The sequence below is a fragment of the Paenibacillus sanguinis 2301083 = DSM 16941 genome (genome assembly GCF_000374825.1).
Lineage (GTDB): Bacteria > Bacillota > Bacilli > Paenibacillales > Paenibacillaceae > Fontibacillus > Fontibacillus sanguinis.
This window is the reverse complement of the sequence record NZ_KB895379.1, coordinates 66,878-79,877: the sequence shown is the minus strand read 5'-3', so window position 1 is coordinate 79,877 and position 13,000 is coordinate 66,878. Positions and strand designations below refer to the sequence as shown.

12 protein-coding genes and 1 riboswitch are annotated in these 13,000 nt (G+C 50.4%); of the genes, 10 read left to right on the top strand and 2 right to left on the bottom strand.

What is annotated here, in order from left to right; all coding sequences use genetic code 11:
- Position 1 precedes the first annotated feature (1 nt).
- The gene (proB, locus tag C557_RS0108050; protein ID WP_018751339.1) at positions 2–1,108 is read right to left on the bottom strand and encodes a glutamate 5-kinase; all 1,107 of its coding nucleotides are present in this window, start codon (positions 1,106–1,108) and stop codon (positions 2–4) included.
- Positions 1,109–1,572: 464 nt separating this feature from the next.
- Between proB and C557_RS0108045 the strand changes: the two genes are divergently transcribed.
- Positions 1,573–2,391, top strand: coding sequence for a carbon-nitrogen family hydrolase (locus C557_RS0108045; RefSeq protein WP_018751338.1), 819 nt, complete (start codon positions 1,573–1,575; stop codon positions 2,389–2,391).
- On the opposite strand, the gene C557_RS0108040 is transcribed toward C557_RS0108045, so the two are convergent.
- Positions 2,379–3,302 carry a LysR family transcriptional regulator gene (locus tag C557_RS0108040; protein WP_018751337.1) on the bottom strand — a complete coding sequence of 308 codons (924 nt, stop codon included), beginning with the start codon at positions 3,300–3,302 and terminating at the stop codon, positions 2,379–2,381. The two genes, C557_RS0108045 and C557_RS0108040, sit on opposite strands and share 13 nt — an antisense overlap.
- A 231-nt stretch (positions 3,303–3,533) precedes the next feature.
- On the opposite strand from C557_RS0108040, the gene lepB reads away from it, so the two are divergent.
- The 9 genes from lepB to C557_RS0107995 all read left to right on the top strand — a co-directional run bounded on the left by lepB (position 3,534) and on the right by C557_RS0107995 (position 12,973).
- A complete protein-coding gene (gene lepB, locus C557_RS0108035; protein WP_026263366.1) occupies positions 3,534–4,088 on the top strand; it encodes a signal peptidase I in 555 nt (184 codons plus the stop codon).
- 70 nt (positions 4,089–4,158) lie between these two features.
- A riboswitch (TPP riboswitch) is annotated at positions 4,159–4,269 on the top strand.
- A gap of 132 nt (positions 4,270–4,401) precedes the next feature.
- On the top strand, positions 4,402–5,037 hold the full coding sequence (thiE, locus tag C557_RS0108030) for a thiamine phosphate synthase (RefSeq protein WP_018751335.1): 636 nt from the start codon (positions 4,402–4,404) through the stop codon (positions 5,035–5,037).
- Positions 5,038–5,163: 126 nt separating this feature from the next.
- On the top strand, positions 5,164–6,096 hold the full coding sequence (locus C557_RS0108025) for an AEC family transporter (protein ID WP_018751334.1): 933 nt from the start codon (positions 5,164–5,166) through the stop codon (positions 6,094–6,096).
- A gap of 163 nt (positions 6,097–6,259) precedes the next feature.
- Positions 6,260–7,684 carry a 3-isopropylmalate dehydratase large subunit gene (gene leuC / locus C557_RS0108020; protein ID WP_018751333.1) on the top strand — a complete coding sequence of 475 codons (1,425 nt, stop codon included), beginning with the start codon at positions 6,260–6,262 and terminating at the stop codon, positions 7,682–7,684.
- 27 nt (positions 7,685–7,711) lie between these two features.
- Complete coding sequence (gene leuD, locus C557_RS0108015) at positions 7,712–8,311, top strand: 3-isopropylmalate dehydratase small subunit (RefSeq protein WP_018751332.1); 600 nt, start codon at positions 7,712–7,714, stop codon at positions 8,309–8,311.
- Between the two features lie 272 nt (positions 8,312–8,583).
- A complete protein-coding gene (locus tag C557_RS0108010; protein WP_018751331.1) occupies positions 8,584–10,086 on the top strand; it encodes an N-acetylmuramoyl-L-alanine amidase family protein in 1,503 nt (500 codons plus the stop codon).
- A 38-nt stretch (positions 10,087–10,124) separates the two neighbouring features.
- Positions 10,125–10,733: a GerMN domain-containing protein gene (locus C557_RS0108005; protein WP_018751330.1), complete on the top strand. Its 609-nt coding sequence runs from the start codon at positions 10,125–10,127 to the stop codon at positions 10,731–10,733.
- A 240-nt stretch (positions 10,734–10,973) separates the two neighbouring features.
- Positions 10,974–12,371: an N-acetylmuramoyl-L-alanine amidase family protein gene (locus tag C557_RS0108000; protein ID WP_018751329.1), complete on the top strand. Its 1,398-nt coding sequence runs from the start codon at positions 10,974–10,976 to the stop codon at positions 12,369–12,371.
- Between the two features lie 26 nt (positions 12,372–12,397).
- Positions 12,398–12,973 carry a GerMN domain-containing protein gene (locus tag C557_RS0107995; protein WP_018751328.1) on the top strand — a complete coding sequence of 192 codons (576 nt, stop codon included), beginning with the start codon at positions 12,398–12,400 and terminating at the stop codon, positions 12,971–12,973.
- The last annotated feature ends 27 nt before the right edge of the window (positions 12,974–13,000 follow it).

Sequence of the window (13,000 nt, the reverse complement as noted above, 5' to 3'; positions counted from 1 at the left end):
TTCAGGCTTTCAATGAAATCCATTCATCCCGGTGAATGACCTCCAATCGATGAACGATTTCCATTTTCTTGACTACCTCTGCACTGGGAAGTCCCAAAATTTGCAGAAGCTGCTCTGTGTCGTAATTGACAATTCCGCGTCCCAGCACCTCGCCATCAAGATTGACAACTTCAACGACATCACCTGTGTGGAAATGTCCCTGGGCCGCCTTTACTCCTACGGGCAGTAGACTACATCCCCCATGAATCATGGCTTCCTCCGCTCCGGCATCAATGGTTAACGTGCCGATCGGGATAGAGAAGAAGCCCAGCCATTGCTTCTTTCGCGGAATGGCAGATCCATGCGCCTCAAAATAGGTTCCTTGCCCGTTGCCGAGCACGGCGGCCAGCAAGTCGCCTTCCTGAGCAATTCTACCAACGAAGATAGGAATTCCACCGATAGAGGCAATTTTGGCCGCATCGATTTTGGAACGCATGCCACCTGTGCCCACAGATGAGCCTGCTCCCCCGGCAATGGCATAAATCTCGCCCGTAATTTCAGGAACGCGACTAATACGTGTTGCCGTAGGGTCCTTGCGGGGATCGCCGGTATATAAGCCGGCCATATCCGTAAGAATCAGCAATTGATTGGCGCGAATCAGGTTGGCTACGAGTGCGGAGAGGGTATCGTTATCCCCGAATTTCAACTCATCTAGAGAAACGGTATCGTTCTCATTAATGATGGGCAGGACGTTTCGCTGCAACAGTTCCTCTATAGCCATGCTGGCGTTGCCAGTGCGCTTGCGGTTCTGGAAATCGGCTCGGGTAAGCAGAACCTGTGCTGCGGATATTCCGTGCTTTGCAAGCTCTTCCCGGTAGGCTTGCATCAGCAGGGCCTGCCCGACGGCGGCGGCCGCCTGTTTCTCATGCAGCAGCTTGGGGCGCTCCGGATAACCGATTTCCCGGAAGCCGGCCGCAACCGCTCCTGAGGATACGAGCAGCGGTTGATAGCCATTCTGTATCAGCTTGGCAAGCTCAGCGGCAAAATAGACCACGGCGTTGCGGTTCAACGCTCCTTCCGCCGAAGTCAGCGAACTGCTTCCAATTTTGACAACGATGCGACGCTGCATGGTAATCACTCCTACTACTTGGTTAGATGATGTCTAATGCATTTCTTTGGAGGATTTCGCGAAAAACAAAAAAACTTCCGCCTTTGCATGCAAAGGACGAAAGTATGACTTCCGCGGTACCACCTTAATTGATGAGGTTCTCATCCGACTCGAATGCCTGTAACAGGGGCACTGTCCGGTCTGGAAGCCGGCCGCTCGGGGGTAGGGTTCGGAAAGGGCAAGCCTGTAAATTCTCTCAGCCGCTGGAATTTACTCTCTTTGTGCCGCCTTCTTTCGTACTGGTCCCGTCATTGCGTTTGGACTCATATCAGCGATAGTAATTAATGCTAGAATACCACGCGTTCGGCGCCTTTGCAAAGGAAAGACGCAAGGTTGGGCAAAATGGGGGTATCCTTAGCGGTTGCGGAAGCTGCTTAATCCACCTATGATGATAGCAAAGCACATAATGAAGGGACGGGAAGAAGATGAGGAATGAAGTGAAGCAGGCCATGAGCTGGCGGATTGCATTAATACAGAGTGATATCGCCCTTGGCAAGCCGGAGCTGAACCGGGAGCGTCTGGAGCAAGCGATGAAGCTTGCGGTATCGGCTGCAGAGAAGCCGGATATTCTCGTCCTGCCGGAGATGTGGAACACAGGATATGCCCTCGCTGAACTGGAGCAACTGGCTGATCCTGACGGACAGGAGAGCCGGGCCTGGCTTTCTGCATTTGCTCGTCGTCATGGCGTTCATATTGTGGGAGGATCCATCGCCGAGCGCCGAAGCGAACATATGTATAATACGATGTATGTCTTTGATCGTTTGGGTGGAGAAATTGGCCGCTACTCCAAAATTCATTTGTTCTGTTTAATGGAGGAGGAGAAGCATCTGCAGCCGGGGAAGCAGAGCGTCATCTTCGAGATGGACGGCATGCTGGCCGGAGCAGCCATTTGCTATGATATCCGCTTCCCGGAGCTTGCGCGCACCTTGGCATTAAAGGGAGTCAAGCTGTTGTTCGTCCCGGCTGAATGGCCTCATCCCCGGCTGCATCATTGGCGGACGCTGCTGATGGCCCGGGCTATTGAGAATCAGATGTATGTTATCGCTTGCAATCGCACGGGCAGCAGCGGGAAGGATGATTTCTTCGGGCATTCTCTCATTATTGACCCCTGGGGGCAAATCGTCGCGGAAGGCGGGGAGGACGAAGCGGTCGTCAGCGGGGTGATTGATCTGTCGCTGGTGGAGCAGGTGCGCAGCAGCATCCCTGTTTTTAACGACCGTTGTCCGGCAACTTACGAATTGTAGAGCGATTCCCGCTGTTCCATCGTTGCTTTGAAGGTATCGATGAAAGCTTCGGCCGCCTTGGATAAATACCGCCCCTTGCGGTACGCAATGACGAGGGTGCGACTGGGAACGGGTTGAGCTAATGGAAGGTAGGCCGGAATCAATTCGCTGCGCTTCGCCCGGGCAATAAAGCGCGGGACCAGGGTAATCCCCATCCCTGCGGCTACAAGAGATTGTACAGTCTCTATATTGTTGCTCTCAAATACTACATTTGGCTCAAATCCGGCGCTACGGCACAGATCAACGGTGAGCTTGCGGAAGCCCTGCCCTTTTTTGAGTACGATGAATGCTTCGTCCCTTAATTCCTCCAGCGGGACACCTTGTTCCCGAACATCGGGGATGCTTGCCAGCCGATGATCCGGTGGTACAGCCAAATCGATGATCTCTTCACCAATGGGGACGTAGGAGAGCGTTGGTTCCTGCAGAGGCAGGGACAAAAGGCTCAGATCGGTGCTTCCACCGGCGGTGAGCTTCTCCAGATTGAGTGAAGTGTCCTCTAGCAAAGTTACGCGGATGTCAGGATAATTCTGCTTGAATGCCGGCAGCACATAGGGCAGCAGGTGAGAGCCAGTGATTGGCATACTGCCGATGACGACACGTCCAGCGCGTAATTGAGAGATATCATCCATCTCTTGACGCAGCTGGGCAACGGCATCCATAATTCGCTGGGCATGCTCAATGAAGCTGGCTCCAGCGTAGGTTAGCTCCACGCTGCTTGTATTGCGCTGAAACAGCTTAACCCCAAGCTCCTGCTCCAGCTTGGATAGCTGTTGGCTGAGCGAGGGCTGGGCAATATGCAGCTTATCGGCTGCCCGCGAGAAATTTTTCTCCTTGGCAATTTGCAAAGTATATTGAAGTTGGCGTAATTCCATGGTACTAGCTCCTTTATCTATAAAGAGGTAATTCAAAATAATCATCTTTTGATCACAAAGCGGCTTCCTGAAGTGGATTTGGCGTCGAATCCGGGAATGTAGCTAAGCTTATAACGTATACCTATAAGTATAACATATTTAATAGGAGGATATGAGCGTATTTGTCTTGCCGCCTTATTTCCCAGTATAATAGGGTCAAACAACAAAGGCTTGGAGGAAGTTGGTTTGAACATGAACAAATGGTGGAAAGAAATTGGCGGCTGGGGCATCTCCATTGTACTCGGCTTTGTGCTCAGTATGATTATCGGTATTTTTATTATTCAACCTTATAAGGTAGACGGGCATTCGATGGAGCCTACCCTCAGCGACAAACAACGGATCTACGCCTGGAAATTTGCTCATGTGCTGGAGAAGGCCCCTAAATTTGGCGATATTGTCATTATCGATAGCCGGGTGGACCGAGATCGCAATTTCTGGGATGATATTAAGGAACATCCAATCGTTACCTGGATTTCCGGCAAGGATCACGATGTTTTCTATGTAAAACGGGTTATCGGTTTGCCGGGGGATACGATTGAGGTGAAGGACGGACAAGTCTATCGCAACGGAGAGCAACTTCAGGAACCCTATATCAAGGAAGCGATGGATGTCGATGCACCCCCGCAAATCTGGGAAATTCCCGATCAGCATGTCTTCGTCATGGGAGACAACCGGAACAACAGCAATGATAGCCGCAGCATCGGTCCGGTGCCGCTTGATCATGTCATGGGGGTCGACTCGTTCTAAATAGTATTTGCACAGTCTGGGCATCAGCGGTTGCGATTTTCCAAGCGATTCGTTATGCTGTATTTAAACTGAATAAGAATGCGGGTGCTGGATGAAGTCCGGCTGAGATGAAGGCCTTGTGTCTTTGGACCGTTAATCTGATCCAGGTAATGCTGGCGTAGAGAACCTCATTTGAATTGTTAAGCCATTCGTGTATTCTCGAATGGCTTTTTTTATACGGTTAATTTATTCGGCACTTGCCCGCGAGGAAAATACAGCATTGTCACTGAGCGGGCGTGCTTATGATGTGTAAAAGAAAGAAGGGGCGGGAAGTATGAAGGACTTTCAACTATATGTGATTACCGGAGAGAATTTTCATCCGGGACGAGATCTGATCCAGGTGATGGAGCAGGCCATTGTGGGAGGTGCGGATATTGTTCAGTTTCGCGATAAAACGGGAGAGCGGACAGACCGGTTGCGCAAAGCTCAAGCGCTAAGAAAGCTGACGAGACGGTACGACGTGCCATTTATCGTAAACGACGATGTTGAACTGGCGTTGGAAGTGGATGCGGACGGCGTGCATCTGGGGCAGGACGATCTGTCGCTGGAAGAAGCGCGGCGCCAGGTCGGAGACCGGATTATTGGCATTTCGACTCACGTGATTGAAGAGGCTCTGTTGGCACAGAAGCAGGGAGCGGATTATATCGGAGTGGGTCCGATTTATGCGACGCAGACCAAAGCAGACGTGGTGGATCCGGTCGGATTGGACTATATTCGTGCCGTGTCACAGCAAATCACGATACCGTTTGTGGCCATCGGCGGCATCAAGCTTGACAATGTAAATGAGGTGATCGAAGCGGGAGCGACGCGGGTATGCGCGATTAGCGAGATCGTTGGCAGCGATGATGTGGCGGGTGTATGTCAAAGCTTTATCCAAAGGCTGGAACAAGGCAAAGGTGAGCGCAGATGAAAGAGCTGATATAGGCTATGTCTATTAATGATATTGCTTTCTAATCTTGGACGAGAAGTTCGCGGGAACGTTACAATATGGAGAGCGATTAGATAGATATAAAAGCGAGTGGAGGAAGAGCTGGCTATGCTGCAAATGGTGATATCTACCTTGTTTCAAGTTATTGTACCCTTATCGATTCCGGTGATCGCGGGGGCGCTGCTGGCGCGTTTTCTCCATTGGGATACCAAGCCGCTGTTAACCTTGTATTTGTATGTGCTTAGCCCGGCCATTATTTTTGATACTTTGCGAAATGCCCGTATCTCCTTGGATGAAATGTACGCTACCATCACCTTTGCCTTCGTCAATCTGCTAATTATGTGGATGATTGCCAAAGCATTTGCTGTCATTGGAAGGCTGGGACAGCCGGAGACAGCAGGATTAACCCTCATCTCGACGCTAACCAACAGCGCCAATTACGGGCTACCGCTTATCCTGCTCGCTTTTGGCCAACTGGGGCTCGATAAGGCGACCGTTTACGTGGTCACACAGATGATCATCGTGAATACGGTGGGGGTCTACTTTGCGGCCCGTTCCCGATTCTCTATAAGAAATGCTGTTCGGTCAGTGTTTGTTCTCCCGGCGATTTATGCCGCGATTGCAGCATCATTGCTGAAGATAAGCGGGCTTCATTTGCCCGCAGCAGTGGAGCAGGGCATATCCATGGTAGCGGCAGCCTATTCACCGGTCGTCCTGGCTGTGCTTGGGGCGCAAATGGTCAAAGTGGGTCGCCCGGAGGTCAAAGAGGTTAAACCGCCTGCCTTCTGGATGGGAATTATCATCCGGATGGTGATTGCACCGCTGGCTGCTTGTGCGGGGCTGCTGATGCTCGGCATTGGCGGAACCTTATTTTCGGTCCTGCTGATTCTGGCTTCTATGCCGGTGGCTGTAAATGCAGTTGTACTCGCGGAACGATTTGATGCCTCGCCTGGTCTGATCTCCCGGTGCATTGTCTGGACGACGCTGGCCTCGTTTATTGCCCTTCCGGTGCTGCTGGCGCTAGTGAATCCGGCTCCATAGGTTCTTATAGGCATTTCCTATTGCCATTATAGATATTATATCTTGGAGCAATTAACACCGTCATGTTATATTGGTTTCAGCAATCAAAGCCAAATCGGCTGGATTTGAGGTTCTGAATTTGTGCTTTGAGAAATAGTTCGAATCCTTGTGTGGGGTGAATGAAATGAGCAACAAGAAAACAATGTATGAGAAAATTTGGGAAAATCACGTTATTTTTGAGGAAGAAGGCAAGCCGAGCATCCTGTACATCGATTTGCATCTTGTACATGAAGTGACCTCTCCGCAGGCCTTTGAAGGCCTGCGTCTGAGCAACCGCAAGGTTCGCCGTCCGGAGTTGACATTTGCGACCATGGACCACAACGTCCCTACTAAAGACCGTTACAACATCACTGATCCTATCTCCAAGCAACAGATCGACACGCTTTCCAACAACTGCCGTGAGTTCGGTGTAACCCTGTATGATCTTGATACGATTGATCAAGGCGTTGTTCACGTAATGGGACCGGAACTTGGCTTGACCCATCCAGGCAAAACGATCGTTTGTGGCGATAGCCACACTTCAACGCATGGTGCGTTTGGCGCTCTGGCCTTCGGGATCGGAACGAGTGAAGTAGAGCATGTGCTGGCTACCCAATGCTTGCAGCAGGCCAAGGCGAAGACGCTGGAAGTGCGTTTTGTCGGCAAGCGCAAGCCGGGGGTTACGGCAAAGGATATGATCCTGGGCGTCATTGCCAAATACGGAACCGATTTTGCGACAGGATATGTTATTGAGTACACCGGCGAAGCCATTCGGGAACTGTCCATGGAAGAGCGGATGACAGTATGCAACATGTCTATTGAAGGCGGAGCAAGAGCGGGCTTGATTGCTCCTGACGATACGACCTTTGAGTATTTGCGTGGTCGTCAGCATGTGCCTCAAGGCGAAGCATTTGAGCAGGCTGTAGCCGAGTGGAAGGCCCTCGTCTCGGATGAAGGTGCTGTTTATGATTGGGTCGTGGAATTTGATGTGGATTCCCTGATTCCGCAGGTCACTTGGGGAACCAGCCCGGGCATGGGTACCGGCATTGACGCCAAGGTGCCAAATCCGGCTGATTTCGAGAGTGAGAACGAGCGCAAGGCCGCTGAGAAAGCATTGGAATATATGGGCTTGACACCAGGTACAGCGATAACAGAAATCGAGATTGATTATGTATTCATCGGTTCATGTACCAACGGACGCATTGAAGACCTGCGAGCTGCCGCAGAGGTGGCGAAAGGCCATAAGGTATCCGACAAGGTAACGGCAATTGTCGTTCCAGGCTCGGGACGGGTTAAGCTGCAAGCGGAGAAGGAAGGCTTGGACAAGGTGTTTACGGAAGCTGGCTTTGAATGGCGGGAAGCCGGATGCAGTATGTGTCTGGCCATGAACCCTGACGTTCTTAAGCCTGGTCAACGCTGTGCTTCAACCTCCAACCGAAACTTTGAGGGTCGTCAAGGACGTGGAGGAAGAACCCATCTAGTCTCACCGGCAATGGCGGCAGCGGCAGCAATTAAAGGCCGTTTTGTGGATGTCCGCGAGTGGGATGTCAGAAGCGAAGTCGTAAGCTAATCTAGGCGAAAAAGGGGAGAACGATCCATGGAAGCATTTGTGAAGCATACGGGGATTGTCGGTCCGGTGGACCGCGTGAACGTGGATACCGATGCAATTATACCTAAACAATTTTTGAAGCGCATTGAGCGTACCGGGTTTGGCCAATTTCTATTCTATGAATGGCGCTTTGATACTGAAGGCAATGTGAATCCTGAATTTGAGTTGAACAAATCACGTTATGAAGGAGCCTCTGTCCTGATCTCACGGGTCAACTTTGGATGCGGCTCGTCACGGGAACATGCGCCGTGGGCTATTCTGGATTATGGCTTTCGCTGCGTTATTGCACCGTCTTTTGCAGATATTTTCTATAATAACTGCTTTAAGAACGGTATTCTGCCTATCAAGCTGTCCGAGGAGCAGGTAGAAGACCTGTTCCAGCGGACAGCCAAGCATGAGGGCTATAAGCTGACGGTTGATTTGGAGCAGAAAATGCTCACTGATGAATATGGTCTGAACCTAAGCTTTGATCTGGATGAGCACCGTCGGCAGTTCTTGCTGCAAGGTCTGGATGATATCGGATTGACGCTGCAGCATGAGGACTTGATTTCGGCTTATGAGAGCAAGAAATTTGCTCGCCTTGCCTAAGCTCCTTTATAAGTTCGTGATCAAAAGACGACTTTTTGAACCACCTTTATAATTTGACTTCGGCCTGCTTCCGGTGTTAATGCGCCGGGGGCTTTTTTTGTCATTCTATGAAAATATAAGTCTATCAGATTGGTGTTTTTTCTGGTACTATGGAAGTAATTAGCAACGTTCTGCGATTATTGGCGTTTTTTGATGATGATGTAATGTAATGTATTCGTCCGTCAGTGAGTTATTGATCCGGCAAATTATGAGGATGAGGTAGGGATTAATTCATGAAGAAGCTCAGCTTGATCTTGTTTGTAATGATATGCTCAATCGTATTTCCGGCAGCAGCAAGGGAAGCGGTTGCGGCGGCGCAAACGCATATTTACCTGGATGGACAGGCTCTGGAGCAGCCTGCCGGTGCCGAGGCGGGGCTGGTTGGTGACAAAGTTATGGTTCCTCTTCGTGTAGTGGCAGAGGGACTAGGCTTTGAGGTAGCCTGGGAGAAGACAAGCGGTACAGCCACTATTAAGCAAGACGACACCGAACTCAAGCTGGTTGTAGGGCAGGCAACAGGACTTGTGGATGGTGAGAAGATTGAACTGGACGAGGCTCCTTTAATCAAGAGTGAGCGTACGCTGGTTCCGCTTCGTTTTGTCAGCGAGCAGATGGGGCTGGAGGTTAGCTGGAATAATGTGACAAAGTCAGCTTACCTGAACCATCCCAACAGCGGGCAATCCAGTGAGATCGTTCCGGGGACGAGCAGTCCCGGCCCGGTCGATGAGTCTGTCACTGTCCCCGTGAATGAGCCTCCTGCAGATGATACCGATGTCTCCATTCCGGACTCAGGCAGTTCAGACGAGGAGAGCAATCTCTCCGGACTGGCCTTGATTCACGGCATCAGCTTCAGCGAGAATCGACTGTTATTGGTGGTTTCCGGGACGGTAGAACCCCATGTATCTGTCATGACGGAGCCGGATAGAATTGTGGTGGATCTTCCAAATGCAAATTATGCCGAGTATTTTGAAAATAACTTTCCTTCGGATGTCACCGGTCAGCGAGAAATGGTGTTAGAAAATTCCGATGTGTCTAAAATTCGCCATTCCTTGTTCAACTCAGACCCGTCAACAGTCCGAATTGTTCTTGACCTCAATCATAAAATGCAATATCGCGTGAATAATGACGGAAGTGGGCTTGTGACCGTCGAATTGATGGCCGACACCACAGCGCCCGGGCATGACCTCGGGCTGGACGGCAAGCCGGTGGTCGTCATTGATGCAGGCCATGGCGGCACACAGCCTGGCGCTATCAGTCTTACCAAGAAGCCGGAGAAGGACTTTACCTTAGCGGTGGCATTAAAGGTAGAAGCCTTGCTCCAGCAGGAGTCCGGCATCGATTTTGTATTAACGCGGGACACGGATGTTACGATGTCCCTGCAGGACCGAGTAAAGATTGCCAACGAACTGGGGGCAGATGCTTTTGTTTCCATTCATGGCAACAGTATTGACCCGCCAAGCAATCCAAGCGGGTCAGAAACGTATTATACCCGCAAAGAAAGCCTCCCGCTGGCCAATATCATGCATCGGCATTTGGTGGAAGCTACAGGTCTGACGGATCGCAAGGTCAGAAACAGCAGCCTGCATGTGACGCGGGAGACCTTGATGCCTGCCGTTTTGCTGGAGGCAGGGTATCTCAGTAACGAGAATGATGAGGCCTTAATGTACACCGAAGCATTCCAGCAGCGGCTAGCCGAGGGGATCGTCGCGGGCATCAAGGAGTACTTTGGGTTATAATAACAGGAGAGACTGAAATGATGATAGGGGGGAGCAGAATGAAAAGGACAGGAATGCTACTAGCCTTGATAGTATTGTTGGGAGTTGCTGCGGGCTGCGGTAATAAGCCAGCGGCTGCCCCGCCAGAAAATGGAACAAATGTTGAAATTCAAGGCAGCGGTGCCCAAAACATTGATTCTACACAGAACCTTGATTCAGAGAACGATAGTCCTGAGGACAAAGAGATAAAAGATACGAAGGAAGACGTGGACTCTACACGCAAGCAGACCATTGAGGTGTACCTCACTGATAATGATTTGATGGAGCTCAAGCAGGTAAGCCGGGAGATTGAGGTATCAAGCGAGCACTCCAAATACGAGTCAGCCTTCAAAGCGCTGCAAACGGCAGAGGACGGTATGTTGTCCCTATGGGAGAACGTTGCTCTGAGCAGTGTGAATTACTCGGAAGCAGATGGGCAATTGCTGCTGGATGTTGAGCTGCCCGCTGCATCTCGTTTGGGAGCAGGCGGTGAGGCGTTGGCGATTGAAGCATTGAAGCAAACCATGTTCCAATTTGAGGAAGTGAAACAAATTGAATTGACTGTTGATGGTGAGCAGGTTGAATCACTGATGGGTCACGCCGATCTGGAGCACCCCATGACAAGATAAAACCATAAGAGACAAAAGAGAAGGCTCTCTGCATCATACACTGATGTAGAGGGCCTTCTTTTTGTTAAGAAGGAGAGAAAAGCTGGGAAAAGCAGATCAGAAGAAGTTGGGCGAATAATGGTATAATTTCGCAACTTTTTACAGGAAAGCACGTCTAATATGTCGTCTGATGATGTCGAAGTCAGGAAGGATTTGGTTCGTCGTCATGAGTCAAAAAATTGAGGATGGTAGGGGTGACAGATGAAGAAAAAAGGATTGGCGACGCTCATGTTTGCGTGGATATTGCTGTTTGCGTTTGCGCAAATGGGACATGCAGCGGCGGGTAGTACAAGTATTTATCTGGACGGGAAAGCACTCGCGCTACCCGAGAACGGACAAGTACAAAATGTGAATGGAAATGTGATGATTCCGATTCGTGTCGTCGCGGAGGAGCTGGGATTTCAAGTCAACTGGGAGAAAAAGACGGGCACGGTAACCATAAAGCAAGCGGGTACAACGCTTATTTTAAACGTCAACAAGACGGTGGCTTCGGTCAACGGCAGTGAAGTAAAGCTCCCTATTGCTCCGACACTTGCCAAGGACAGCACACTGGTGCCTATGCGTTTTGTCGGGGAGCAGATGGGACTCAAGGTAAGTTGGGACAACACGTCCAAGTCCGTTGATCTGAAAACTCCGGTTCCAGATAAGGGGAGTGATACAGACCCGTCTGGAACGGAGACTCCCCCGGCAAACAATGAACTGGCAACTGTTCAAGAGATTACCTTTAGCAACAACAGCTTGATGATCGCAGTGGATAAGAGCGTGAGCCCCAGTATATTCACAATGGGGGAACCTGAACGTCTGGTTATCGATTTGCCGCAAGCGCAATTTGCCGAGGCAATGATGGACAGTCCTAGCTTGGACGCGAATCAGAACGGATCAATTGAAGTTACCGATTACCCCGATGTATCCAAGGTAAGATATGCCTTGTTTAGCAACGACCCATCTACCATCCGGGTTGTGCTGGATTTGAATAATAAAGTCAACTATCAGTTGATTAATGAAAACGATGGACTTATTATTGTGCAATTGAATGCGGACCCTGGGGCAGGAGCAGATGACGGCAAGAAGACAGTCGTGCTGGATGCAGGACATGGCGGCAAAGACCCAGGAGCCATTAGTGTAACTAAAAAACGGGAAAAGGATTTTAATCTGGCTGTGGTGCTCATGGTGCAGAAGCTGCTGGAGCAAGAAACCGACATGAAAGTCATATTGACACGTACCGACGATACCTATCCTACGTTGCCTGAGCGGGTGAAGGTTGCAGAAAATGCAGATGCGGATATTTTTATTTCTGTTCATGCTAACGCAGGCTCTGTTACCGCACGCGGTATAGAAACTTACTATACCCGGAAGGATAGCTTGAGCCTGGCTCAAGTCATGCATCAGCATTTGGTGGAAGCCACCGGATCGCCGGATCGCAAGATTCGTATCCAGAACCTTCATGTAACGCGGGAGACAAGTATGCCTGCTGTACTGCTGGAATGTGGGTATCTGAGCAATAAGGATGATGATGCGTTGCTGGCCACCGCGGAATTTCGGGAGAAGGCGGCACGGGGCATTGCAGATGGCATCAAGGAATATCTCGGTTATAACTGATTGCTGGATAAAGGAGGAAGCAAACCGTGAACAGAAAGGGAATGATCTTGGGTGTGCTTGCGCTAGTGCTAATGCTTAGCACTAGCTGCGGCCAAAAGCCCGGAGCTTCTCCGGGGCCGGCGAACACCGGGACGAATCAAGGAAGCGGGGTAACCGATCCACAGGTCACGGATCCGTCCCAAGGAGCCGGTGACGTGGATCAGCCTGGTCAGTCATCTGCAGCCATTGAGGTATACTTTGCCGATGAGCAGATGATGGATTTGACCAAGCTCAACCGCGAAATCTCATTTCAAGCGGATGGAGATAAATATCTCGAGGCGCTGAAGGCACTGCAAGTCAGTGGCGACTCGCAGCTATTGTCATTGTGGGACAAAGTGGAATTTCACAAGGCGGAGCTAAAAGACGGAACGCTGACAGTTGATCTGTCGTTGCCTGACGAGGCACGGCTTGGCGCAGGCGGAGAAGCGCTTGCTCTTGATGCGTTGCGTAATACGATGTTTCAATTCAATGAAGTCGAGGCTATTGAATTACTTGTCGATGGACAACAGGTTGATACTTTGATGGGACATGTTGAATTGGAGCATCCGTTAACAAGAAATTAAGCTATTAATATCGGTTCGTAATCACAA

Coding starts and splice junctions, on each gene's coding strand:
- C557_RS0108040 (WP_018751337.1), bottom strand. CDS start 3,302: ATGGAATTACGCCAACTTCAATATACTTTGCAAATTGCCAAGGAGAAA.
- C557_RS0108005 (WP_018751330.1), top strand. CDS start 10,125: ATGAAAAGGACAGGAATGCTACTAGCCTTGATAGTATTGTTGGGAGTT.
- C557_RS0108045 (WP_018751338.1), top strand. CDS start 1,573: ATGAGGAATGAAGTGAAGCAGGCCATGAGCTGGCGGATTGCATTAATA.
- lepB (WP_026263366.1), top strand. CDS start 3,534: ATGAACAAATGGTGGAAAGAAATTGGCGGCTGGGGCATCTCCATTGTA.
- thiE (WP_018751335.1), top strand. CDS start 4,402: ATGAAGGACTTTCAACTATATGTGATTACCGGAGAGAATTTTCATCCG.
- leuD (WP_018751332.1), top strand. CDS start 7,712: ATGGAAGCATTTGTGAAGCATACGGGGATTGTCGGTCCGGTGGACCGC.
- C557_RS0108010 (WP_018751331.1), top strand. CDS start 8,584: ATGAAGAAGCTCAGCTTGATCTTGTTTGTAATGATATGCTCAATCGTA.
- C557_RS0108000 (WP_018751329.1), top strand. CDS start 10,974: ATGAAGAAAAAAGGATTGGCGACGCTCATGTTTGCGTGGATATTGCTG.
- leuC (WP_018751333.1), top strand. CDS start 6,260: ATGAGCAACAAGAAAACAATGTATGAGAAAATTTGGGAAAATCACGTT.
- proB (WP_018751339.1), bottom strand. CDS start 1,108: ATGCAGCGTCGCATCGTTGTCAAAATTGGAAGCAGTTCGCTGACTTCG.
- C557_RS0108025 (WP_018751334.1), top strand. CDS start 5,164: ATGCTGCAAATGGTGATATCTACCTTGTTTCAAGTTATTGTACCCTTA.